Origin of the sequence: Rhodoferax sp. TH121 (assembly GCF_002251855.1) — a bacterium.
Taxonomy (GTDB): domain Bacteria; phylum Pseudomonadota; class Gammaproteobacteria; order Burkholderiales; family Burkholderiaceae_C; genus Allorhodoferax.
The window spans coordinates 684879-709315 of record NZ_NOXW01000020.1 but is presented as its reverse complement, the minus strand read 5'-3'; the positions used below and the strand labels follow the sequence as shown (position 1 = coordinate 709315).

Annotated in this window: 21 protein-coding genes; 7 read left to right on the top strand and 14 right to left on the bottom strand. The window is 59.2% G+C overall.

The genetic code is table 11. The annotated features are described in order from the left end of the window. Positions 1-8: 8 nt before the first annotated feature. The 4 genes from ndk to CHU94_RS09325 all read right to left on the bottom strand — a co-directional run bounded on the left by ndk (position 9) and on the right by CHU94_RS09325 (position 3502). Complete coding sequence (gene ndk, locus CHU94_RS09340; RefSeq protein ID WP_094478997.1) at positions 9-434, bottom strand: nucleoside-diphosphate kinase; 426 nt, start codon at positions 432-434, stop codon at positions 9-11. Positions 435-502: 68 nt separating this feature from the next. After that, on the bottom strand, positions 503-1765 hold the full coding sequence (locus tag CHU94_RS09335) for a pseudouridine synthase (protein ID WP_094478995.1): 1263 nt from the start codon (positions 1763-1765) through the stop codon (positions 503-505). Further along, positions 1758-2417 (bottom strand): SMC-Scp complex subunit ScpB, encoded by a 660-nt coding sequence (scpB, locus tag CHU94_RS09330; RefSeq protein WP_094478993.1) that lies wholly within the window; start codon positions 2415-2417, stop codon positions 1758-1760. The genes CHU94_RS09335 and scpB overlap by 8 nt, the downstream gene beginning before the upstream one ends. 116 nt (positions 2418-2533) lie before the next feature. Beyond that, a complete protein-coding gene (locus CHU94_RS09325; RefSeq protein WP_255033906.1) occupies positions 2534-3502 on the bottom strand; it encodes an RluA family pseudouridine synthase in 969 nt (322 codons plus the stop codon). A 76-nt stretch (positions 3503-3578) separates the two neighbouring features. Between CHU94_RS09325 and CHU94_RS09320 the strand changes: the two genes are divergently transcribed. Beyond that, positions 3579-4385, top strand: coding sequence for an outer membrane protein assembly factor BamD (locus tag CHU94_RS09320; protein ID WP_094478989.1), 807 nt, complete (start codon positions 3579-3581; stop codon positions 4383-4385). Here the strand turns inward: CHU94_RS09320 and CHU94_RS09315 are convergent. After that, positions 4339-6351 carry an ATP-dependent DNA helicase gene (locus CHU94_RS09315; protein ID WP_369597393.1) on the bottom strand — a complete coding sequence of 671 codons (2013 nt, stop codon included), beginning with the start codon at positions 6349-6351 and terminating at the stop codon, positions 4339-4341. The two genes, CHU94_RS09320 and CHU94_RS09315, sit on opposite strands and share 47 nt — an antisense overlap. Positions 6352-6354: 3 nt before the next feature. Beyond that, positions 6355-6558, bottom strand: a complete 204-nt coding sequence (locus CHU94_RS09310; protein ID WP_094478987.1) for a YdcH family protein — start codon at positions 6556-6558, stop codon at positions 6355-6357. Positions 6559-6670: 112 nt separating this feature from the next. On the opposite strand from CHU94_RS09310, the gene CHU94_RS09305 reads away from it, so the two are divergent. Beyond that, entirely contained in the window at positions 6671-7435 is a 765-nt protein-coding gene (locus CHU94_RS09305; RefSeq protein WP_094478985.1) for a PP2C family serine/threonine-protein phosphatase, read from the top strand. A gap of 27 nt (positions 7436-7462) precedes the next feature. Here the strand turns inward: CHU94_RS09305 and CHU94_RS09300 are convergent, their stop codons facing one another. The 5 genes from CHU94_RS09300 to CHU94_RS09280 all read right to left on the bottom strand — a co-directional run bounded on the left by CHU94_RS09300 (position 7463) and on the right by CHU94_RS09280 (position 14913). After that, positions 7463-8050 (bottom strand): hypothetical protein, encoded by a 588-nt coding sequence (locus CHU94_RS09300; RefSeq protein ID WP_094478983.1) that lies wholly within the window; start codon positions 8048-8050, stop codon positions 7463-7465. Beyond that, positions 8047-9144: a cell division protein ZapE gene (zapE, locus tag CHU94_RS09295; RefSeq protein ID WP_094478981.1), complete on the bottom strand. Its 1098-nt coding sequence runs from the start codon at positions 9142-9144 to the stop codon at positions 8047-8049. The genes CHU94_RS09300 and zapE overlap by 4 nt, the downstream gene beginning before the upstream one ends. Positions 9145-9227: 83 nt before the next feature. Further along, a complete protein-coding gene (lpdA, locus tag CHU94_RS09290) occupies positions 9228-10655 on the bottom strand; it encodes a dihydrolipoyl dehydrogenase (RefSeq protein WP_094478979.1) in 1428 nt (475 codons plus the stop codon). 68 nt (positions 10656-10723) lie between these two features. Further along, positions 10724-11974 carry a 2-oxoglutarate dehydrogenase complex dihydrolipoyllysine-residue succinyltransferase gene (gene odhB / locus CHU94_RS09285; protein WP_094478977.1) on the bottom strand — a complete coding sequence of 417 codons (1251 nt, stop codon included), beginning with the start codon at positions 11972-11974 and terminating at the stop codon, positions 10724-10726. A 44-nt stretch (positions 11975-12018) separates the two neighbouring features. Next, on the bottom strand, positions 12019-14913 hold the full coding sequence (locus CHU94_RS09280; protein ID WP_094478975.1) for a 2-oxoglutarate dehydrogenase E1 component: 2895 nt from the start codon (positions 14911-14913) through the stop codon (positions 12019-12021). Between the two features lie 289 nt (positions 14914-15202). Here CHU94_RS09280 and CHU94_RS09275 point away from each other — a divergent pair, with 289 nt between their 5' ends. Continuing rightward, on the top strand, positions 15203-16486 hold the full coding sequence (locus CHU94_RS09275) for a tetratricopeptide repeat protein (protein ID WP_094478973.1): 1284 nt from the start codon (positions 15203-15205) through the stop codon (positions 16484-16486). A 15-nt stretch (positions 16487-16501) separates the two neighbouring features. Continuing rightward, entirely contained in the window at positions 16502-17821 is a 1320-nt protein-coding gene (locus tag CHU94_RS09270; protein ID WP_094478971.1) for a FecR domain-containing protein, read from the top strand. Here the strand turns inward: CHU94_RS09270 and CHU94_RS09265 are convergent. The 3 genes from CHU94_RS09265 to CHU94_RS09255 all read right to left on the bottom strand — a co-directional run bounded on the left by CHU94_RS09265 (position 17818) and on the right by CHU94_RS09255 (position 21180). Next, positions 17818-19719, bottom strand: coding sequence for a propionate--CoA ligase (locus tag CHU94_RS09265; protein ID WP_094478969.1), 1902 nt, complete (start codon positions 19717-19719; stop codon positions 17818-17820). The genes CHU94_RS09270 and CHU94_RS09265 overlap by 4 nt on opposite strands. Before the next feature lie 150 nt (positions 19720-19869). Then, positions 19870-20478, bottom strand: coding sequence for an isochorismatase family protein (locus CHU94_RS09260; RefSeq protein WP_094478967.1), 609 nt, complete (start codon positions 20476-20478; stop codon positions 19870-19872). A gap of 60 nt (positions 20479-20538) precedes the next feature. After that, positions 20539-21180 carry a TetR/AcrR family transcriptional regulator gene (locus CHU94_RS09255; RefSeq protein ID WP_176451979.1) on the bottom strand — a complete coding sequence of 214 codons (642 nt, stop codon included), beginning with the start codon at positions 21178-21180 and terminating at the stop codon, positions 20539-20541. Between the two features lie 256 nt (positions 21181-21436). Between CHU94_RS09255 and CHU94_RS09250 the strand changes: the two genes are divergently transcribed. From CHU94_RS09250 to CHU94_RS09240, 3 genes are all read left to right on the top strand, one after another. After that, positions 21437-21988 (top strand): C40 family peptidase, encoded by a 552-nt coding sequence (locus tag CHU94_RS09250; protein WP_094478963.1) that lies wholly within the window; start codon positions 21437-21439, stop codon positions 21986-21988. 190 nt (positions 21989-22178) lie between these two features. Then, positions 22179-23615 carry an aldehyde dehydrogenase family protein gene (locus CHU94_RS09245; protein WP_094478961.1) on the top strand — a complete coding sequence of 479 codons (1437 nt, stop codon included), beginning with the start codon at positions 22179-22181 and terminating at the stop codon, positions 23613-23615. Positions 23616-23651: 36 nt separating this feature from the next. After that, entirely contained in the window at positions 23652-24359 is a 708-nt protein-coding gene (locus CHU94_RS09240; RefSeq protein ID WP_094478959.1) for a VOC family protein, read from the top strand. The last annotated feature ends 78 nt before the right edge of the window (positions 24360-24437 follow it).

Genomic DNA, 24437 nt, shown 5'->3' with positions numbered 1-24437 from the left:
TGCATGTCTTAGCGGGAGTACACGTTCATGCCAGCGAAGAAGAACGCGATTTCGGCAGCGGCGGTTTCCGCTGCGTCAGAACCATGCACGGCGTTGGCATCAATGCTGTCTGCAAAATCAGCACGAATGGTGCCGGGAGCAGCCTTCTTGGGATCGGTAGCGCCCATCAGGTCACGGTTTTTCAGGATGGCGTTTTCACCTTCCAGGGTTTGGATCATCACGGGACCGGAAACCATGAAATCGACCAAATCCTTGAAAAAAGGACGAGCTTTGTGAACTGCGTAAAAAGCCTCTGCTTCACCGCGAGACAGGTGCGCCATACGCGCAGCAACAACCTTCAGGCCAGCAGCCTCAAAGCGGGCGTAGATTTGGCCGATCACGTTTTTGGCAACTGCGTCGGGCTTGATGATGGAGAGTGTGCGTTCGATAGCCATAGGATTCCTGTTATGAGTGAAGAGACATTTGCCCTAGCAAAGGCAAAGCGCTGGATTTTACACTGCGATTAACGACTCCGGCCGCCTCTGCGCTGCCCACCCTGCCCGCCGCGGGGTCGGCCAGTGCCCTCTTGGCGTTGACGTGAGAAACTGTCGGCACCGATATACCCAAAAGACGTTTTCATGGGATCAGGTTGGGCGCTTGCCTGGCGATCGACAGGCTTTTCTTTGCGACTGCCCGCACGGCCAGAATTCGTGCCTGGAGCAGGACTGGCTTTTGGATGGGAAGGCCCTCGCCCCCCTGACGATCGGCCGCGAGCGGGGTTGCGTTTGCCTGACGCCCTTGCAGTGCGCCCTGCACCATCGCCGGGACTATCTGCCCGAGGGCGCGCAGCTCCAGCGGCTTGCGCCAAGGCGCGGATATCTCCATCGTCAAGCTCCATCCAAGCGCCTCGCTTCAGGCCACGAGGCAGCACCATGGCACCATAGCGAATTCGGATCAGCCGACTCACTGCATGTCCCACAGACTCCAGCATACGGCGCACTTCTCGGTTGCGCCCCTCCGAAATCGTGACACGGTACCAACAGTTGGACCCTTCGCCACCGCCCTCCTCGATAGAGCCGAATTGCGCCATGCCATCGTCCAACTGAACACCATCGAGCAAAGCCTGCTTCTCTTCCTTGCTCAAGGCCCCCAAAACGCGTACTGCATATTCGCGCTCGAGTCCAAAACGCGGATGCATGAGGTTGTTGGCCAATTCGCCAGAGCTGGTGAAGAGCAAGAGACCTTCAGTATTCAAGTCCAAACGCCCAACCGATTGCCATTTGCCTTGCTGTAACTTGGGCAGCTTGCGAAATACAGTGGGGCGATTCTGCGGGTCATCATGGGTCACCACCTCACCCGCAGGCTTGTGGTACGCAATTACACGTGCTGGCGGCGGATCAATTCGGTAGCGAATCGGTTTGCCATTAACCTTGATACTGTCGCCAAACTGGATGCGCTGACCGATATGGGCCGGTTCGTTATTGACGGATATACGGCCCTCAAGAATAAGTTGCTCCATCTCAAGGCGAGATCCCATTCCGGACTGCGCAAGGACCTTGTGTAACTTGGGAGTCTCTGCCTGAGGTTGCAACACCCGTTTTGGGGGAGACAACTCTTCGGCAGCATCGTCAGCATCAAACTGGCCGGACACCACGTCCTCAAACCGGTACACGGTGCTGTTATCGGTAGCTACCTTTGCCTCCACGGGCGGCGCCACCCCAGCTACAGACGGCGTCTGGACCTGCTCGGTGGCATCAGAAGGCATGATTTCAGGGGCTTCATTCATGTGTGGGACCCATTTCAGATTCAAGGGTAAGGGGTGCGTCGAGGGACATCGTCATTTGAGGACCCGCATCACCTGCTGTAGCTGGGCTGACGGGGTCTTCCAGGGCCGATGCCATCTCAACGAGTGCATCACCTGCTTGGGCAGGGGGCTCCAGCAAAGGCAACTGGTCTAGAGAAGCAATCCCTAAATCATCCAAAAACTGCTTGGTGGTAGCAAACAGGGCAGGTCTGCCGGGCGCCTCACGGTGACCAATCACCTCGACCCAACCCCGGTCTTCCAACTGCTTGATCAACAAAGAGCTAATCGTTACCCCGCGAATATCCTCCATATCACCCCGGGTCACAGGCTGGCGGTACGCAATGATGGCCAAAGTTTCCAACGTGGCGCGGGTGTACTTGGGAGGTTTTTCAGGGTGCAGGCGATCAAGGAATTCCCGCATTTCGGGACGACTCTGAAAGCGCCACCCTGTAGCCACATTGACTAACTCCATGCCGCGCCCGGCCCAATCATTGCGCAAATCCTCCAGCATTTGCTTGATGGAATCCACACCAATCGCATCCGCAAACAGCTCCCGCATGTTTTTCAGCGGCAATGGTTGTTGTGCACACATCAAAGCGGTCTCAAGGACTCGCTTGGCATCGACCATGTTCATAGTCACGACGTTTCGAAAAAGTCACCAGCAAATTGAGCGATCACAATGATCGTCGTTGGCAATCGGCGCGTTGGCAGCGCATGGGTGGCTGGCCACAAGCGGTGGGCTTGGGCGCATCAGTGTCCTCCCGGACCTGCGTTGGGATTGTAACTGAGCCCCCACAAGGCCAAAAGAGCCAGAAAATCAGCGGCCGGTTCGGCATGGAATTCCTGCCACACCCCGGTAACCGGGTGGTGAAAAGCCAGACGAAATGCATGCAAGGCCTGCCGGTGCATACCGGACTCGGGGCGCCCTCCGTACAGCACATCACCGACCAAGGGATGCCCCAGCGAGGCCATATGCACGCGAATCTGGTGTGTTCGCCCAGTATGCAAGGCACAACGGACCCAACATCCTGCGACCGAATTGGCCTGCCAAAACACATCCGTCTTGGCCTGCTTACCCGGGGAAACCGATAAATCCACCACAGCCATACGCAAGCGATTGCGGGGGTCTCGTCCGATGGGTTTGTCCACAGTTACCTGTGCCCCACCCCTCCAAGGCTGGTGGGCCAGCGCCAAATATTGCCGACTGACTTCACGTGCGGCGATCGCCTTGACCAAGGCATCCATAGCCGCACGCGTACGAGCAACAACCATCAATCCACTGGTGTCCTTGTCCAGCCGATGCACGATACCGGCTCGCGGAACACTTGCGAACTCAGGATCTCTGGCCAACAAACCATTGAGCAGGGTCCCGCTCCAGTTCCCCGGTGCAGGATGCACCACCAAACCGGCTGGCTTATTGATGACCAAAAGGTGGGCGTCTTCGTAGACAACTTCCAAATCCATGGCCTGGGCCTTGAAGGCTTGGCTTTGCTGGGTAGGTCGCAGCTCCACTGCAATGACGTCGCCAGCCTTGACGCGCAGAGCGGGTTTGCCAACCGCCCGGCCATTGAGGGTCACGGCCCCTTCATCGATCAATTGCTGCAGGTAATTGCGAGAAAACTCGCCAGCAGCAAGAGCCAGGGCACGATCGATACGCTCACCATGCTGTTCCGCATTGACCGAAACCTTGCGAAGCTCAACCTCAGAAACCCCATCCAATGCCTCGTCTTCCGAATCGGGCTCACTGGTATGCGTCGATATAATTCCGCCGGTCTGATTCAAGAAGGTCCCCAAGATGCTGCGTGTGAAATTATCGGTCGTTTATGCCTCACTATGGGCGGCCGTATCGCTGGTCGTAGCCGGATGTTCATCGACCCCTATCGACAAGACAGCCGGCATGAGCCCCAACCGCCTGTACGCCGAAGCCAAAGATGAAATGGGCTCCTCCCAATGGGACAAGGCTGTTCCGTTGCTTGAAAAACTGGAGGCTCGTGCTGCCGGTACACCGCTGGCCCAACAGGCACAGCTGGATAAAGCATATGCGCACTACAAAGCGGCCGAGCCTGCGCAAGCCCTTGCGACACTAGACCGCTTTCTCAAACTGCACCCTGCGAGTCCGGCACTAGACTACGCCCTCTACCTCAAGGGCATCATCAACTTCAACGATGACCTGGGACTGCTCTCGTCCATTACGCGACAGGACCTGTCTGAGCGGGACCAGAAGGCGGCAAAAGAATCGTTTGAATCCTTCAAAGAGTTGAGTTCGCGCTTTCCCGATTCACGCTATACACCCGACGCTCGGCAACGCATGGCCTATATCGTTGGCTCCCTGGCACAGTACGAAGTGCATGTGGCCCGCTACTACTACAAGCGTGGTGCCTACCTTGCTGCTGCCAACCGGGCTCAACAAGCGGTCACGGACTACCGCGACGTGCCCGCCATCGAGGAGGCGCTGTTCATCTTGTACAAATCGTATGACGCATTGGGCATGGAGCAACTGCGTGATGATGCCAAGCGAATTCTGGAAAAGAACTATCCGCAATCTGACTATGTACTCAGAGGCGGAAAGACGAATACGGATCCATGGTGGAAGGTTTGGTAAGCGCACGCAGCGCTTGGTGAAACTCTTCGACATGTCCCAGCAGAGGCATGTCTGGCAAGCTCGCCAGCAGACTTCGGCCATAACCCATCTGCAGCAACCGCACGTCACAAATCACCAACACGCCACGGTCTGTCTCACGCCGGATCAAGCGCCCAACGCCTTGTTTGAGCGCCATGGCTGCTTGGGGTAGCTGGTAACAGGTGAAGGGACTTTTACCCTCTGCTTCCAGCTGAAGGCAGCGCGCCTCCACCACCGGGTCATCGGGAGGGGCAAAAGGAATTTTGTCAATCACCACCAACTGCAAAGCATCGCCAGGCACATCCACACCTTCCCAAAAGGAGCCCGTAGCGACCAGGACATAGCCAGACTCACCCGCTCCTGTAAAGCGGGCCAACAATTCGCGTTTGGATGCCTCGCCTTGCAACAGCACCTGCAAGGAGCCGGATTCGGGCAAGCGGGCGCGCAATATGTCAGCAATGCGCCGCATTGCCCTCAAGGTGGTCGTCAGAACGAGGGTCCGCCCCCCCAATAGATGCGCTGCCTGCCCGACCAATTCTGCGACCTCGTCGCTATGGCGCGTATCTGAAGGCTTGGGAAAGCCTGCAGGAACATAGAGGCACGCTTGTCGCGCATAGTCAAAGGGACTTGAAACTTGCAGGACTTGGGCCCCTTCCAGTCCATGCGTAGACACGAAAGAAGCCAAACCGGCATCCTGACCCAGGGTCGCAGACGTAAAAACCCACGCAGGGCCTGCGTGCACGTCGCCACTCTCGATCAGACGCTCACGCAGTGCATCCGCAATCGTCAACGGCGACTCCTGCATCCGCAAGCGTATGCCACTTTCAATCCACCGCACACCGCCGTCTGTTGGGGGCTGACGGAAATGCGTCAGCTGCTCTACTAGCGCCAGGGCCCGTGAATGCAGGGCAACAAGGGCCTCTGCTGCCCCTGCCACGCTGGTCAATGCGGCAATGGCATCAGCCAAAGCCCTATCCACTTGAGCCAGGACCTGATGCCACTGCGCAGGCACAACACCCTGAGGTGCCTCCCCTACCCATCGCAATCGGGTTTGAGGGGCAGCTGGTGCCTTGCACGCCAGTTGCCACTCTGCCAGCGCCCCTTCCAGGCGCATGGCAAGCTCTTGCCAATCGGCAAATCCCCGCGCATGCAGCAGCCCGAGCGTGACCAAATCCCTCCCCCACGCCAGCAACTGCCCCGTTCCCAACTGGCGGCCCAGAAACTGGATGCCAATTTCATTGAGTTGGTGCGCTTCATCAAACACAACGGCGTTTACGGTGGGCAACAACTCTGCAACCCCAGATTCGCGCACATTCCAGTCTGCAAAAAACAGGTGGTGGTTTATCACTACCACGTCGGCAGCCATCGCCTCACGCCTGGCCCGGTAGACATGACAGCCTTGGAACTGGGAACACTGTGTACCTGTGCAGTTCTCCCGGGTCGATGTAACCAGCGGAATGACTGGTGACTGTTCATCCAGAGCCGCCAGCTCCGCCAAATCACCGTTGCGTGTCACCAAGGCCCAGTGCTCTACAGATGCCAATGCTCGCAGATCTGCAGGGCGGGGCAACATACCGCTATGCCTTGCCTGTTGCAGGCGACTCAGGCACAGGTAGCTGGTTCGGCCCTTGAGCAGCGCCACGCGGGTGGGCAGCCCCAGGGCAGCGAGCAACTGCGGAATGTCGCGGCCAAACAGCTGGTCTTGCAAGGCCTTGGTTGCCGTTGAGATCAGGGTACGCCCACCACTCAACAAGGCCGGCAACAAATACGCAAAGGTCTTACCAACCCCGGTCCCAGCCTCCACCACCATCACCCCCCCCTGTTCCAGCGTCTTTGCGATGGCATCGGCCATCACCCGCTGGCCTTCGCGCGGCCTGAACCCCTCTACCGAACGTGCCAGTGGACCTTGGGCCGCCATGGCCTGCTCAACGGCTTGGGTAAGCGTCACGATTCAGGCAGGTTCGTCGGGTTGCAAAGCGCCTTGCAAACGCGCAATCTCATCACGCAGGGCAAGCCGGCGCTTTTTAAGCCTGCGCATCATCAACTCGTCGGTCGGAGCGTCCTCATGGGCACGGTCAATCAGCGCATCCAGATCGCTGTGCTCCATGCGCAATTCAATCAGGCGGCGCTGCGGGGAGTGGTGATTCGTTTCCAAGGGTAAATGGGGAGAAGTACGTGGTTAAATGGCACCGAACTACAAGGTGCCCGCTCGATAATACGGCCGGACTGCACCCCACAACCCCAAACACCCTATTTGTTCGCACACCATGGCCACGACCGGATACCGTCTTACCGCCTCTACCGGCATCCACAAGGGTGACCGCGAATACCAGCAGGACCAGGTGGCTCTGCTCAAGCACCCTCGGGTGAACGGCTGTCTGTTGGCCGTAGTCGCCGATGGCATGGGTGGCCGCAGCGGTGGACGCAAGGCTTCAGACCAGGTGATGATGACGGCCAAGCAACTGTTTGAGCGCTACGACCCGGATACCGATGACGCTGCAGCCACCCTGATGCAGGTGGTGCAGGAAGCCCATATTGTTATTAAGCTGACGGCCATCTCCTCTGAGGAGGAGCCCCACAGCACACTGGCCGCATTCCTGATCAACCCAGGTGGCGACTGCCACTGGGCCCATACAGGCGACTCCCGGGTCTACCACTACCACGGCAATCGCTTCGTGAAGCGCACCATGGATCATTCGTATGTGCAGGCACTGGTGAACCGCGGAGAACTCACCGAAGAACAGGCTGCCGTACACCCCCAGTCCAACATCCTGATGGGCTGCCTAGGGACCGAGAGTGATCCGCCCGTGGACTTCCATTTCATACCCAAGCTGCGCGCGGGGGACGTCCTATTGGCTTGCAGCGATGGCGTCTGGCACTACTTCAACAACGGCGAGTTGGGCTCTGTGCTGTCCACCTTGTCGGCACGCGAAGCCACCGAATTCCTGATCGAGAAGGCGCGTTCACGTGCCCACGGTGGGGGCGACAATTTGTCGCTGGTGGTCGTGAAAGTCGAATCCCTTCACGCCTGATTTGTACATGCGGAATCCGCCGCCCGCTTACTGGGGCAGAGGCAAGACGGGTGTTGTTTCCTTGGCGTCTCGTAAGCGCTCGTCGCGCGCTGTGCGCCGCTCTTGCGCGGCACGCTGCTTGGCAGCATGAGCGTCTTTCATAGCAGACTGCTCAGCCAATGATGGCGCTGTTGGCAACGGTTTGCTGACAGCCACGGAAGGTAACGGTAGCCGACGATGGGCTTCTTGTTTCTCATTCTGAACCAGCTGGCGTCGCGCAGCAAAGTCCGGCGACTCAACAATAGGGGTTTCCCGGTCACGCGCCTTCTCTGCGCTGCGCTGCAACTGCTCTTGGGCACGCTGCTGGCGCCGGGCAGCGTTCAATGAGTCCTCTTGTTTTTTGAGATCACGCTCCAGCGCTCGACGCTTGGCGGCAACCCGGTCCAGGCAAGACTGGACCGTGAAACGCCCGTAACACGCCTGCTCTTGTTCGGCAAAGTCGGCCTCTGCGCGCGTGCGCGCTGAGGTGATGTCGTCATACTGGGACTGGGCTGCCTCCTGCGCCAAGCCAAGCACCGGGGCCCAAATGCATCCCCCGCAGACCAACACAAGCCCGATCATGCGCGTGCGAATCATGTCAGTCGGGTATCCACCGTTCGACGCTCCAGGTCCAAAAACTCCTTGGACTGCATCTCCGTCAAGCGGGACACCGTGCGCGGAAACTCATGCGACATGGGCCCTTCGGTGTAAAGCGCTTCGGGCGCTACCGCAGCCGACATGATGAGTTTGACGCGCCGGTCATACAACACGTCCACCAGCCAAGTAAAACGTCTTGCTTCAGACGCCATACGCACGGGCATGTGGGGAACGTCGCTCAAAAAAACCGTATGAAATTGCGAAGCAATCTCCAGGTAGTCGTTTTGTGAGCGAGGCCCCCCGCAGAGGGTTTTGAAATCAAACCATACGACGCCACCTGCTTTGCGTCTCGCCCTGATTTCACGCGACTCAATGTGCAGCAAAGGATCTTCATCGTGCATCTCGGCCAACGCGCTGAAGGTGGCAGCCATGGCTTCGTCAGCCTCAGAACCGCAGGGCACGTGGTAAAGCTTGGCGTCCTCCAAAGTCCGGCGGCGGTAATCGGTGCCGTTATCCACGTTCAGCACTTCCAACTTGGCATTTAACAGTGCAATGGCTGGCAATATACGGTCGCGGTGCAGTCCACCGGGGTACAGGTCGTCAGGCTTGAAATTGGACGTGGTCACAAAGCCCACGCCATTGTCAAACAAGGCATTCAGCAAGCGGTGCAGGATCATGGCATCGGTGATATCCGCCACGTGAAACTCGTCAAAGCAAATCAGGCGATAGCGCTTCGCCATGCGTTTGCCCAATTCGTCCAGGGGATTCACCGTCCCCTGCAAATCCACCAGCTCGCGGTGCACCTCGCGCATGAATTCATGGAAGTGCAATCGGGTCTTGCGCTTCAAGGGGACTGCGTTGAAAAAGCAGTCCATCAAAAAACTCTTGCCCCTGCCGACGCCACCGTACATGTAAACCCCACGCGGGATTTCAGGCCGATTGATCAGTTTCTTCAGGGCATTGGAGCGCTTGGATTTGTACACCGCCCAGTCATGCGCGCAGCGCTCCAGCGCGTCGACGGCCCGCAATTGTGCGGGGTCTGCGGTGTATCCACGGGCCTTCAACTCCGCCGAATAGGCTTCTTTGACGCTCAAAACAAGCTCCGGTATGCTACAAAAAGAGAAGCTGCTAGCGCACTATTCATGCGACCTAGCAGCTTATTTGGCACTAATTTTGATCAGAAGTTCAATGTGCGCTTGTCGACCGCCAACGCAGCCTCTTTCGTGGCTTCACTCAACGAGGGGTGGGCGTGGCAAATGCGTGCGATGTCTTCCGCGCTGGCCTTGAACTCCATCGCTACCACGGCTTCAGAGATCAACTCGGAGGCTTGAGGGCCTACGATGTGAACACCCAAGATTTCATCCGTCGTGGCGTCGGCCAGGAACTTCACGAAACCAGTGGTGTCACCCAATGCGCGTGCACGGCCGTTGGCCAGGAACGGGAACTGGCCAGCCTTGTAAGCCACGCCATCCGCCTTGAGCTGCTGCTCGGTGCGACCCACCCACGCGATCTCGGGGCTGGTGTAGATGACCCAAGGGATGGTGTTGAAGTTGACGTGACCCTGTTGGCCAGCAATACGCTCCGCTACGGCAACGCCCTCTTCTTCCGCCTTGTGCGCCAGCATGGGGCCACGCACCACGTCGCCCACCGCCCACACGCCGGGCAGATTGGTTTTGCAGTCTGCGTCCACCACAATCGCACCGCGCTCGTCCAGCGCCAAGCCGACGGCTTCGGTGTTCAGGCCGATGGTATTGGGCACGCGACCAATGGAGACAATAAGCTTGTCCACATCCAGCGTCTGGGCTTCGCCCTTGGCGTTGGTGTAGGCGACGGACACGCCCTTCTTGCCGTTCTTGATCTCGCCGACTTTCACGCCCAGCTCAATCTTGAGACCCTGCTTGGTAAAGGACTTGAAGGCTTCCTTGGCCACGCCTTCGTCCACCGCACCCAGGAAGGTGGGCAGACCTTCGAGGATGGTGACCTCTGCGCCCAAGCGCTTCCACACCGAGCCCATTTCCAGGCCAATAACGCCGGAACCAATCAGGCCCAGCTTCTTGGGGACCGCGCCGATGTTCAACGCACCGTCGTTGGACAGCACGTTGATTTCGTCGAACGGTGTGCCGGGCAACGCGCGGGCATTGGAGCCGGTGGCGATGATGATTTGCTTGCCCGTGATGACCTCCTCAGCCGCGCCGGCCACCTTGATCTCGTAGCCACCTTCCGCCGCCTTAACGAATGAACCGCGACCATGGAAGAACGCCACCTTGTTCTTCTTGAAGAGGTACAGGATGCCGTCGTTGTTCTGCTTCACCACGGTGTTCTTGCGGGCAATCATCTTGGCCACATCCATGCTCACACCCTTCACCTCGATGCCATGCTCGGCAAAGTGGTGGTTGGCGTGGTTGAAGTGCTCAGACGATTGCAGCAGCGCCTTGGAAGGAATGCAGCCCACGTTGGTGCAGGTACCACCTGGAGCAGGACCGCCAGCGGCGTTCTTCCACTCATCGATACAGGCCACGTTGAAGCCCAACTGGGCGGCACGGATAGCGGCGATGTAGCCACCGGGGCCACCGCCAATGACGATCACGTCAAAGTTCTTGCTCATGAAAAATTCCAATCAAATGTACGCAGACACATAGATCAAGGGCAGCCCTGGCTGCCCTTGAAACCGTCTTAGATGTCAAACAGGAGTCGTGCGGGATCTTCCAGCGCTTCCTTCATGGCCACCAAGCCCAGCACAGCTTCGCGGCCGTCGATGATGCGGTGGTCGTAGGACATGGCGAAATAGTTCATGGGGCGAACCACCACTTGGCCGTTCTCGACCATGGCGCGGTCCTTGGTGGCGTGCACACCCAGAATGGCAGACTGGGGCGGGTTGATGATGGGGGTGGACATCATGGAACCGAAGGTGCCACCGTTGGAGATGGAGAAGGTACCCCCGGTCATTTCTTCAATGCCCAGCTTGCCGTCCTTGGCCTTCTGACCGAACTCGGCAATCTTCTTCTCGATGTCAGCAAAGCTCATCTGGTCCGCATTGCGCAGGATGGGCACCACCAAGCCACGGGGGGAACCCACGGCGATACCGATGTCGAAGTAGCCGTGATAGACGATGTCCGTACCGTCCACCGACGCGTTCAACACAGGGAACTTCTTCAGGGCGTGCACAGCCGCCTTGACGAAGAAGCTCATGAAGCCCAGCTTCACACTATGTTCCTTCTCAAAACGCTCTTGCATGCGCTTGCGCATTTCCATGACCGGAGCCATGTTGATTTCGTTGAAGGTGGTCAGGATCGCGTTGGTGGACTGGGACTGCAGCAGACGCTCAGCCACGCGCGCACGCAAACGGCTCATGGGCACGCGCTGCTCAGGGCGGTCGCCCAGGTTCACGGAAGGCGCCGCCACTTGAGGCAAGGATTTGGTGGGAACGCCCGTGGGGATTGCGGCAGCAGCTACCACTTTAGGAGCAGCGGCGGCGGCCAACACGTCACCCTTGGTGATGCGACCGTCTTTGCCTGTGCCTTCAACGCTGGAAGCAGCAATGCCGTTGTCAGCCAACAATTTGGCTGCCGCGGGCATGGCCACGCCGGCCTTGGAGTTGCCGGCTGCGGCAGCAGCGGCCACTGGAGCTGCAGCTGCAGGCGCAGCAGCGGGAGCAGCAGCAGGTGCCACGGCACCAGCGACGGCAGCAGTGTCAATGCGGGCGATCAGCTGCTCGGCAGCCACAGTAGCGCCATCGGCGGCCACCAATTCCACCAGAACACCGGCTGCTGGAGCGGGCACTTCCATCACAACCTTGTCGGTTTCGACTTCGATCAGGATTTCGTCGACAGCAACTGCCTCGCCGACTTTCTTTTTCCATTGCAACAAGGTTGCTTCCGCCACAGATTCAGACAGCTGTGGGACTTTGACTTCTACGATTGCCATATCAAATTCTTTCCGTAATGTGTTGGGAATGAAGTGCTACTGACTTACTTGGTCAGAACAAAGCCCTTCAACTTGCCGAATGCGCCTTCGACCAGAGCTTTTTGTTGCTCTTGGTGCAAGTGGGAGTAGCCCACTGCCGGCGACGCGGACGCTGCGCGTCCGGAGTAGCCGAGCTTCTGGCCTTCCAACATGTTTTCGTGGATGTAGTGCTGCACGAAGAACCATGCACCTTGGTTCTGAGGCTCGTCTTGGCACCACACCACGTCAGTGGCATTGGGGTACTTCTTCAGTTCGGTCGCAAATGCCTTGTGCGGGAAGGGGTACAGCTGCTCCACACGGATGATGGCGACATCGTTCTCGCCCTTTTCTTCGCGCTTCTTCACCAGGTCGTAATACACCTTGCCGGAGCAGGCAATCACACGCTTGACCTTGTCGGCCTTGAGTTCCTTGCTTTCGGGAATGACCGTCTGGAATGCGCCTTTGGTGAACTCGGAGAGCGGAGATGTCGCGTCCTTGTTACGCAGCAGGCTCTTGGGCGTCATGATGATCAGCGGCTTGCGCAGATTGCGCACCATCTGACGACGCAACACGTGGAAGATCTGGCTGGCCGTGGTGGGCTGCACGATCTGCATGTTGGTATCAGCGGCCAATTGCATGAAGCGCTCCAAGCGAGCCGAGCTGTGCTCGGGGCCCTGGCCTTCGTAACCGTGCGGCAACATCAAGGTGATGCCGTTCACACGGCCCCACTTCACTTCACCGGATGCAATGAACTGGTCAATCACCACCTGGGCACCGTTGGCGAAGTCGCCGAACTGGGCCTCCCAGATCACCAAGGTATTGGGATCGTTAGACGCGTAACCGTACTCAAAGCCCAACACCGCCTCTTCAGACAGGATGGAGTCGATCACAACAAACGGAGCCTGGTTGTCAGCCACATTCTGCAAAGGCACGTAGGTGCCGGCATCCCACTTCTCGCGCTTTTGATCGTGAATCACGGCGTGGCGGTGGGTAAAGGTACCGCGTCCGCAGTCTTCACCCGACAAGCGCACGGGGTAACCACTGGCGACCAAGGACGCGAAGGCCATGTGCTCGCCCATGCCCCAGTCGACGTTGATTTCGCCGCGGCCCATGGCCGCGCGATCGTCGTAGACCTTTTTCACCAGCTGGTGAGGAGTCACGCTCTCCGGGATAGTCGTCAATTTTTCAGACAGGCGCTTCCACTCCGTCAATGGAATAGCGGTGTCGCCAGCGTCCGTCCATTTTTTGCCGAGGAATGGAGACCAGTCCACGGAATACTTGCTCTTGAAGTTGGTGAGCACAGGGTCCACCGTGTGCTTGCCAGCATCCATGGCAGCGCGGTATTCTTTGACCATGGCATCGCCCAGCTCAGCACCCAGGCCTTGGGCAGCCAGTTTGTCGGCGTACAGCTTGCGGGTACCAGGGTGGGCACCAATTTTTTTGTACATCAAAGGCTGGGTCAGCGCAGGCGTATCTTGCTCGTTATGACCCAGTTTGCGGTAGCAAGTGATGTCCACCACCACATCCTGGCGGAACTCCATACGGAACTCCAACGCCAGCTGGGTCGCCAACACCACGGCTTCAGGGTCATCACCATTCACGTGCAAGACGGGCGACTCCACCATTTTCACGATGTCGGTACAAAACGCACTAGAGCGCATGTCGCGCGGATCAGAGGTGGTGAAACCGATCTGGTTGTTGATGATCAGATGAACCGTACCGCCGGTGGTGTAGCCACGGGTCTGGGCCAGCGCCAAAGTTTCCTGGTTGACACCCTGGCCGCCGAAGGCTGCATCGCCATGGACCAGCACGGGAAGCACTTGGGAACCCTTGGGGTCATCACGGCGATCCATGCGGGCGCGCACAGAACCTTCCACCACCGGATTCACGATTTCGAGGTGAGACGGATTGAAGGCCAAGGACAGGTGAACGGGGCCGCCAGCAGTCGATACGTCCGAGCTGAAGCCTTGGTGGTACTTCACGTCACCGGCAGGCAGATCCTCTGGGGCAGTGTGATCGAATTCGGCAAACAAGTCCGCAGGCATCTTGCCCAAGGTGTTGACCAACACGTTCAAGCGGCCACGGTGCGCCATGCCAATCACAATTTCCTGAATGCCTTTGGCACCAGCTTGCTGGATCAGCTCGTCCATGGCGGCTATAAAGCTTTCACCACCTTCAAGCGAGAAACGCTTTTGACCCACATACTTGGTGTGCAAATAGCGCTCCAGGCCTTCCGCTGCGGTCAGGCGCTCCAAGATGTGTTTTTTCTTTTCTGCGTTGAACTGGGGCTTGCTACGGCTGGCCTCCAGTTTCTGCTGCCACCAACGCTTCTGGTTTTGGTCGGTGGTGTACATGTACTCCACGCCGATGGTGCCACAGTAGGTTTCCCGCAAAGCGTTCATGAGCTCACGCAGGCTCATGGACTCTTTGCCGAAGAAAGTGTTGCTGATGTTGAAGACCGTTTCCTGGTCTGCATCACTGAAGCCGTAGAAAGATGGCTCCAATTCAGGAATCTTGTCGCGTTCCATGCGTTTGAGGGGGTCGAGGTCCGCCCAGCGAGCGCCGACATTGCGGTAAGCCGCAATTAACTGCTGCACTGCCGTACGCTTGCGGCCCATTTCGGAATCCGCGCCCGTCGCCATCACTGTCTGCTTAACGCCCTTTTTGGCAAGATCAACAAAAGCGTTGATCACTGGCATGTGGGCAACGTCTTTGGAGGTCGAACCGTCTGCAGCGGGTACGTTCTGCAGTGCGTCGAAGTAATCGCGCCAAGTATCGGGAACGCTGCCAGGATTGGCCAGGTAGTTTTCGTACATCTCTTCGACGTACGGGGCATTGCCACCAAACAGGTAGGTATTGCCTTGGTAGGTTTGGTACACGGACGAAGCCGTACCAGAACCATTGGAGCTGGAATCACTCATATTTCGCTGACCTCCGTTCCCCTTCAGGGAACATTAGCTGGTTAAAGCTGGTTAATTAACCTTCCGCGACACGGCTGAACCGATTGGCGGATGCGACTGTGGCATGGGAAGGGCCTTCATTGCAGGGCGGATTGTGCCACCATATGCGTGAGCGGGCAAAGCTAATTTTTCGACACGGATTTCTCCCACTGCCAGCGCTCCACGGACTTAAAATTCATTGCACTGGCGCGGCCTGGTCGAGCCAAAAAGCCGCTTTTCCCCCTGCATTTATCGACGGAGAGCCCGCTCCATGCGCTTGCCAACCCGCTCGTTAGCGCTCCTAACGCTCTCAGGCCTGCTACTCGGCATACCAGCCCATGCCGCTTGGGATGCGTCACTGGACCAGGCCTTGGCCTTGACAGAGGCAGGAAGAGCCCAGCAAGCCTTCGAACTTCTGGAGGCGAAGGAGATGGAGCGGTCGGGCGACCCAGACTTTGATTTGGTATTGGGCATCGCTGCCAATCAGGCCGGGCACTATACGCGCGCCATATTCGCACTGGAGCGAGCCCTGATGGTGTCGCCCAATAACGCGCGGGCCCGGGCGGAGCTGGGGCGAGCACTGTATGCCGTGGGCGACAACACGAGCGCCAAATCCATGTTGGGCCAAGCAAAAGCCCAAGGAATCCCCATCGAAGCCGCCCGTACCATCGACCAGCTCCTGCAAACCATTGACCGCATTGAATCTGAAGCTGGATCTTCGACCCGCGCCTACGTTGAAGCCATACTGGGCCATGACAACAACGTGAACAGTGGACCTACAAGCAAGGTGTTTGGCTTGAAACCTATCGCCAGCGGCTTCTCGGGCTTGGGGTTTCAAGTATCGGGCCGCAAAGCGATTGCGCCACGCTGGTCTGCCATTGGCAGCTTCGGGGCGGTGAGCCGGGCACATGATGCCAACGCCCTAACCTACGATTCCAATCAATTGGATGCGTCGCTGGGCGCCAGCTACCGTGCGGGTCGCAACGAGTACACGGCAGCCTTGCAAATAGACAACAGCACCATTGCGAATGCACCAGCCCGCTCAGGCTGGAACATCACAGGAGAGTGGACCCACCGGTTGGACGCGTTCCGGCAATTCAACGCTTACGCCCAGATTGGCCAATTGAGCTACCCCCAAAAAACACGCAATGTCGATCGGTACGTATTCGGCGCAGCCTACGGACAGCAGTTTCGGTCCGAGCTATCGGTCTACGCCAGCGCCTACCTAGGCCAAGAGGTTACCAGCCAACCCGGCGTTGGGCATCTCGGCCACCGACTGGTGGGCGGGCGGCTTGGCATGCAGCAGCCTTTTGGCAGCACGTTGGCTCTGTTTGGAGCACTCAACGTGGAAGACCGCCGCTACAACGGCCCTGACCCTTTCTTTCTGGATACCCGCCACGACCAGCAATGGGGGCTTTCCGCTGGTATGCATTGGATACCAGCCAAAGCCTGGCGCATTACGCCGCAATGGAACTACCTGCAAACGGTGTCCAACATCAGCACATCCTCCTCCGAGAAGCACACTCTGTCGGTCTCGGCCCGACGCGAGTTCTGACACAAGGACATCGGCATGTTCACACCTCGCCCAAGCCTCCTCTCCATCAGTTTGCTGTTGGCCCTGGCGCTCCCTGCCAGCGCACTGGCCAATGCCGGTATCGCAAATTTCGTGTTTGGTGATGTCGCTGTCCGCTCTGCCAATGGCGGCACGAGCCCACTCCAGAAAGGCAGTTCGGTACAAAGTGGGGATGACATTGTCACAGGGGCAGGTGCCCAAGCCCAGATCCGTTTTAGTGATGGCGGCATGGTAGCCATCCAGCCCAACTCCCAATTCAAACTGGCAAGTTATGCTGACAAAAATGACGCCAAGACCGACAGCTTTCTGGTGGAACTGGCCAAAGGCGGCATGCGTGCCATCACCGGCCTGATCGGCAAGCGCAACCGTGACAACTACAAAGTCATCACCAGCACAGCCACTATCGGAATACGTGGATCGTCTTTCTTGATCAGCTACAACGCCGACGGCTCCGTTACGGTGAACGCAGAACAGGACGCAATTGTGGTCTGTACCAACACGGGCTGCACTGGCCTGACCGCAGGGGAGACCGTAGTCGTCAAAGACAAGAACGAGGATCCAGCACGTACCACCGAGCGCGCCAGCACGGCGACGGCGGTTCCTGCCCCCCAGAGTCAGGCCGTGTCGGGCGACAAAATTTTCATCGCCAATGGACTACAGGCAATCTTTGAAGGCAATCCCCTCAGCGGTTCGGCCAGCAACACCAATGGCGCTGCCGTCGCCATCGTGGCAGACCTGCCCATGGTGAGTTACACCGGTTCCGACGGCACGCTATACAAAGCAGGGACCACCGGTGTCTCCAGCTTCAATACATCTGGCGATCCCTTCGCCGCAGACTATGTGGGCTGGGGCTATTGGGCGGTCGGCAGCAAAACGGCGGGCGCGAACACGACCAACCTGAGCGATACCCACTACGCACTGGCGCGACCAACACCCACGTTGTCCATGCCCAACACAGGCACTTTCGACTACAACCTGATAGGTGGCACAGCACCAACCGCACTTTCCAACGGCGTGCTTCAGGTAGGTACGCTCTCCAGCGCATCCATGACGGTGAATTTCAGCGGCGGATACACCTCTATCAACAGCATCACCATAAATACCGTCTTCAATGGCACAAGCTACAGCGGTAGCGGCTACGGCTCTGGAAGCGATGCAAGTTTTTCAACGTCTGGCTCCCTGATAGTCAACGGCATTTTCAGCGGTGCAGGAGCAGCCAAAGCCGCCCTCACCTACAAAATTACCGGTACCGCTATTGGTGACATCAAAGGTGCAGCCGGATTGGCCAAAGGTGCTGAAAGCGCCTATAGCCCCTAGGCCGGGCTTCCTGCCTGATCCCGGATCTGCTGCAAGGCTGCAGGATCTTCCATCGTCGTCAAGTCGCCAGGGTCCCGCCCCTCGCACACCGCCTGAATGGCGCGACGCAGGAGCTTGCCACTGCGCGTTTTCGGCAAGACACTCACAAAGCGCACACGTGCGGGGCGCCCGACCGCACCTATGGTCTGATCCACCACTTTCATGACCTCGCCTTCGAGCTTGAGGCGGGCAGCATCATCCACCAGCATGTTGGCATCTTTCACCACCGCAAAGGCCATGGCAACCTGGCCCTTCAGCGCATCGGCCACCCCCACCACCGCAACCTCCGAGATATTGGGATGGCTGGAAATGCTCTCCTCGATTTCACGCGTGCCCAGGCGGTGGCCCGCCACATTGATCACGTCATCGGTACGGCCCAGGATGAAGTAATAGCCATCCTTGTCGCGCACACCCCAGTCAAACGTGCTGTACACCAGCTTGCCGGGAATGCTGCTCCAGTAGGTTTTGACAAAACGTGCATCGTCTTGCCAGACGGTCTGCATGCAACCTGGTGGCAGTGGGCCTTCAATCGCCACCACGCCTTTTTGATCAGCCCCGGTCAGCTCCTCGCCCGTGTTTTCGTCCAGCAGCTTCACGTTGTAGCCATACATGGCTACGCCCGGGCTTCCAAACTTGCTTGCGGCTGTTTCCACGCCATTGGCAATGCTGAGAATCGGCCAGCCCGTCTCGGTCTGCCAATAGTTGTCGATGATGGGCTTGCCCAGCGCACTGCTAATCCACTGCGCGGTCGGCTCGTCCAACGGCTCGCCCGCCAAGAACAGGGCGCGAAGGCTGGACAGATCGTATTTGTGGAGCAGCGCCGGGTCCTGCTTCTTGAGCACCCGCACCGCCGTGGGCGCGCTGAACATCACCGTCACCTTGTACTTCTCCACCAGACTCCACCATACGCCGCCGTCCGGCCGGGTGGGCAGGCCCTCGTACATGATGGTGGCCATGCCAGCAATCAGCGGACCATAGATGATGTAGCTGTGCCCCACGACCCAGCCAATGTCGCTGGTCGAGAAATAGGTCTCCCCTGCGTTACCGCAGTAAATGTGCTTCATGCTGGCCGCCAGCGCCACGGCATAACCGCCGGTATCGCGCTGCACACCTTTGGGCTTGCCCGTGGTCCCGCTGGTGTAAAGCGTGTAGCTCGGGTGGGTGGCGTCTACCCATGTGCAAGGCACTTGCGTTTCCATGTGTTTTTGCCGCATGTCCGCCCACAAATGGTCGCGGCCAGCGACCCAATCCATAGCAGCGAGTGACCGATCTACCAAGAGCACCGCAGTTGGCTTGTGGCTGGACAGACGAATGGCCTCGTCCAGCAGCGGCTTGTACGCCACCACCTTGCCGCCGCGCGAGCCAGCATCGGCACTCACGATGACTGTGGGTGACGCATCTTCAATACGGGAGGCGAGCGAGCCCGAAGCAAAACCACCAAATACTACGGAGTGGATAGCACCAATGCGCGCACAGGCCAGCATGGCGAAAGCCGCTTCAGCCACCATGGGCATGTATATCAGCACCCGGTCGCCCTGGCGCACCCCTAAGGCCAGCAGGCTGGCCGCCATGCGCTGCACCTCGGCGTGCAGCTGCCGAAAGCTGTAGACCTGCTCGGTATTGGTTTCGGTAGAGACAGCGATCAGGGCCGCCTGGTCGGGCCGGCTGGCCAGATGGCGATCGACCGCGTTGTGGCACAGGTTGGTGGTGCCACCCACAAACCAGCGGGCAAAGGGCGGATTGCTGTAATCACACACCTGCTGGGGCGGGGTGTTCCAGTCGATCAGGGCCGATTGCTCAGCCCAAAAGCCATCGCGGTCATCGATGGAACGGCGGTGAAAGTCGGCGTAGCCTGTCATTGTGTGTCTCCGGTCGGGCCTATCAAAACTGAATTCATAATTATGGATAAGCAACTTGCTACAAGCTGACTTGCCCGAATTCTGTCCACCGACACCGGGACGCGGCGTGCCCACCGCGCCCAGAAAACACCCTCAAAGACCCAGACCGCGCTATTTGATCAGCGCTTGCATTTCCTTGAAGGCCGGATGTTCGGCCGAACGCAGCCATTCAAAGCCCACCATCTCGGTAGTCACGAGTTCGGCGCCCGCACCAGCAAGGCGGTCAAACGCAGCATCGCGGTTGCGCTCGGTACGGGAGGTGCAGGCATCCGTAACCACCCACACGTCAAATTCGTCTTCCAGCAAATTCAAGGCCGTTTGCAGCAGGCAAACATGGGCCTCACAGCCGGCAATCACCACCATGCCACGCTCAGAGGCCGCAGGTTTCTGCAGGTGTTTGGGCAGGCTACGGGCATTGCCCTGCACCGGCTTGGCCGGTGGACGCAGCCATTCGCCCAGCCCCTCTTCCACCGCACTGAACTGCATTTTGCTCAGCAAACGGGCATTCGCCGATTGCAGCGCCGGCGCCAACTCGGGCACCGTGGCGCCCAGACCACTGGGGTATTGTTCGGTGTAGAACACCGGCACCTCCAGCAGGGCCGCCCACTTCGCCAGGCGCACGGCATTGGCCACCACCGCGGCCTGCTCAAACATGGCCGGCATCAGGCGTACCTGATAGTCCACCAGCACCAGCTGGCTCTCTTCCAATTCAATCAACATCGCCACTCTCCTTGCGTTGCGTGTGAGCATAACCGCCAGCCAACGCCGTGCGGGCAAGCCTCAAGCAAACAGATCTACCTGTGCAAACCCCTCTGGGGCAAGTGCCTGGGCTGGCTGCTCTGGCGCCGCCACCAGACGCAACTGCACACTCTCTATATAAGAGGCCAATGCCTCTACCGCCAATGCGTTGGTGCCACTAAGCTTGCTAGGGTCGTGGATGAGCAGGACCCCCATGGCCATGGACAACAAAGCCATGGTTTCGCGCTGCAGCAGCATCGGGCTACAACCCAGCACTACCAAAGCCTGGGTCACTGGCGCCAGCGACGCCATGAGTGCCGTGGCCAGCTCTTCCCCCACACACCCTAGCCCGCGCCCGTCACTGGACAACACATGCAGCAGCAAATGCGCCTCAGCCGGATGCGCCAGAAAGTAGGCAAACCAGGCCTGAGCACGCGCGGCAAAGGCGCCTTCCGGTGCGCCCTTGGCTACCTTGGCGGACTGGGCAGCCGCCTGCGCCCGCGCCAAGCTGTCGGCCAGTACCGCTTCAAACAACGCCTGCTTACTCGGAAAGTAAGCGTACAGCGCACCTGCGGTGTAACCCGCCCGCTTGGCAATGTCGCGCACATTGGCGTTGGTCACGCCGCCGTCTGCCACCGCCTGGCGCACGGCACGTAGCACCAAGTCGCGCCGAGTTTGCGCCATAGCCTCTTGCCGGGATCGACGGGAATCATTCACAGAAGGAGAAGGCCCTGCTTTCAAACATGAGTCCATTATTGCAAACTCTGTTTGTCAAAAAACTTTTTGTTTTAATTATTAAACTTTGTTCAAATTTAATTACAAACAACTGCATACACTTTTGTATATTCAGTCCGAGTTGTTATAAATCAATCACTTAGAGAAGCAATTTGAGAAGTCACTTTGCTTGACAAGCAAGACCCCGCCCTCTACAGTGCGCCGCATGCGAAAAATCATCCTCACTTCCCTGCTCGCCGCCTGCGCATCTGTCCAGGCCAGCCCCCAAGGCACAGGTGATGAGATGGGGCACTTCATGAACGAACGTGGCCTGTTGTCGAGGATTGGTTCTGTGGGTGAAAAGGTGGAAGCCAGTGCCACGGAGTTGGTCATGAACTCCATGGCCTTTCTGGGCGTGCCTTACAAACGCGGTGGCAACAACGCAGACACCGGCTTCGACTGCAGCGGCTTCGTCCGCGCCATTTATGAGCAAACTGCTGGTTTGCTCTTGCCGCGACGCGCCGAGCAACAAGCTGCCGCCACCCAAAAAATCGACAAAACCGAACTCAAGCCCGGCGATCTGGTGTTCTTCAACACCATGCGCCGCGCCTTCAGCCACGTAGGCATCTATGTGGGCAACGGCAAGTTTATCCACTCACCCAAGCCCGGCGCAGAAGTGCGTGTCGAAGACATGGGCGTGAGCTACTGGGCCAAGCGCTTCGACGGCGCACGCCGCGTCAGCCCCGAAGACACCCAGCAGCAGGCCACCGCCCGCTGAACCTCACGGCGCACGCCGTTTCGCCCCAGCCAGACGCCCCTAGGGTCAACCCGCAGTCCGTTTGGAGCGGGCGCTCAAAACACAGCGCATGCGACAGACTCGGCGCTGCTTCGCCCCCACAATGCCGGCTGACACCCTGCACGCCTAACCCGGGCGTGCCTTCCTCGCACACCTCACCTTTGGAGCCCGCATGAGCCAAGCGATTCAAGATGCCGACCCGCAACGGATGGAAACCACCTTCGAGGCACAGCGGGCCACTGCCCTCGCCTGGCGCCGGTCCACCGCAGCGGAGCGCATTGAACGTTTGGAGCGGCTACGCACCAGCTTGCTGGCTCACAAAGAGGCCCTTTACGAAGCCTTTGCCGCCGACTTTCACAAACCCCGCTTCGAAGTGGACGGCACCGAACTCGTGCCCAGCCTGGACGAAATCCGCCACAACATCAGCCACCTGAAAGGCTGGATGCGCCCTACCCGCATCCGCGCCACCGAACTCACCATGGGCAACAGTGCCCATGTGCAGTACCAGCCCCGCGGCCGCTGCCTGATCATTGCGCCCTGGAATTACCCGCTGTACCTGATGCTCAGCCCGCTGGTGTCGGCCTTGGCGGCAGGCAATACCGCCATCCTCAAGCCCTCTGAGATGGCGCCGCGCGTGGCCCAGGTGCTGGCCAGCATCGTGGCCAAGGCCTTCCCTGCCCATGAAGTGGCCTTGTTTGAAGGGGCACTGGCCACCTCGCAGGCCCTGCTGGCCATGCCGTTTGACCATATCTTCTTTACCGGCTCACCCGCTGTGGGCAAGGTGGTCATGGCGGCTGCAGCCAAGAACCTGACCAGCGTGACCCTGGAGCTGGGCGGCAAGTCCCCCACCATCGTGGACGAGACCGCCGACCTGCAAAAGGCGGCTGAAACCATCCTGTGGGGCAAGTTCGTCAACGCCGGCCAGACCTGCGTGGCGCCCGACTACCTGTATGTGCACGCCTCGGTACGCGATGCATTTGTGGCCGCCTGCCAGGCCGTCATCAAGGCCCGCTATGGCGACAGCGCCCAGCGCCAGCGCAGCAACGCGGACTTCACCCACATCATCAACCAGCGCCACACCCAGCGCATCGAAGGCCTGCTCAAAGACGCCACGTCGCGCGGCGCACGGGTGCTGAGTGGCGGCGAGGTGGACACCGCCGGCAACTACATCGCCCCGACCCTGGTCGACAACGTGCCCATGGACTCCACCCTGATGCAGGAAGAAATCTTCGGTCCGGTGCTGCCCATCATCCCCTACACCGACTTACAGCAGGTGATTGCCTCCATCAATGCCGACCAAAAGCCGCTGGCCCTGTATATCTGGAGCAGCAACCAGAGCAACATCGACACCGTGCTCACCAACACCAGCTCCGGGGGCGCCTGTGTGAACCACTGCGTGCTGCACGTGGCCCACGGCAACCTGCCCTTCGGCGGGGTCAACAACTCCGGCATCGGCAGCTCGCACGGCATTTACGGCTTCAAGGCCTTCTCGCACGAGCGTGCTGTGCTCAAGGGCGGCTGGCTGCCCAGCATCCGCATGTTCTTCCCGCCCTACACACCGGGCCGCACCAAGCTGCTGAACTTCCTGGTGAGCTGGGTCAGCCGCTAAAGCGTTGGGGCTGCGCCGGGGTGGTATCGTGCGGCGATGAAAACACAGATAGACCACCTCGTCGTTGCAGCCCACACCCTGGAGCAGGGTGTGCAGTGGTGCGAAGCCACCCTCGGCATCACCCCGGAAGCCGGCGGTGAACACAGTCAGTTCGGCACCCACAACAAGCTCTTCAAGATCGCCACGCCCGCCCACCCGTTGGCGTATTTCGAGATCATTGCCATCAACCCCGGCGCCAAAGGCCCGGCCAACCCCCACGCCAAACGCTGGTTTGACCTGGACAACCCCGAGCTTCGTGCCGCAGTGGCCCAAGAGCCGCGACTGGTGCACTTTGTGGCCGGCACCGATGAACTGCAAGCCGCCCGCATTGCCCTCAAGAACATCGGCATCGACCGCGGCCCGGCCATGCCCGCCAGCCGCCACTCGCGCAAAGGCGTGCTGCACTGGCAAATTACCGTGCGTGAAGACGGCTACCGCCTCTTTGAAGGCTGCCTGCCCACGCTCATCCAATGGGGCAAGCCGGACGACGCCGAGCCCCTGCGCCTGCACCCACGCAACAGCCTGCCGCGCAGCCGCGTCAGCCTGGACAGCATCGCGGTGAGCCACCCAAGCGCGGCCAAGCTGCAAGCCGCTTACGCGGCCATCGGTCTGGAAGGCGTGGCCATTACCGAAGGCCCGGCCAACCTGAGCGCCACGCTCAAGACGCCCAAGGGCCTGGTCACGCTGCAAAGCATGGGCCTTTAACCTGCGGGTGTTGACGGAGATTTGCTCTTCTTTTGATAGCTGCTTGCGCACACTCCACGAGCGCTAGCAGCCATTTTG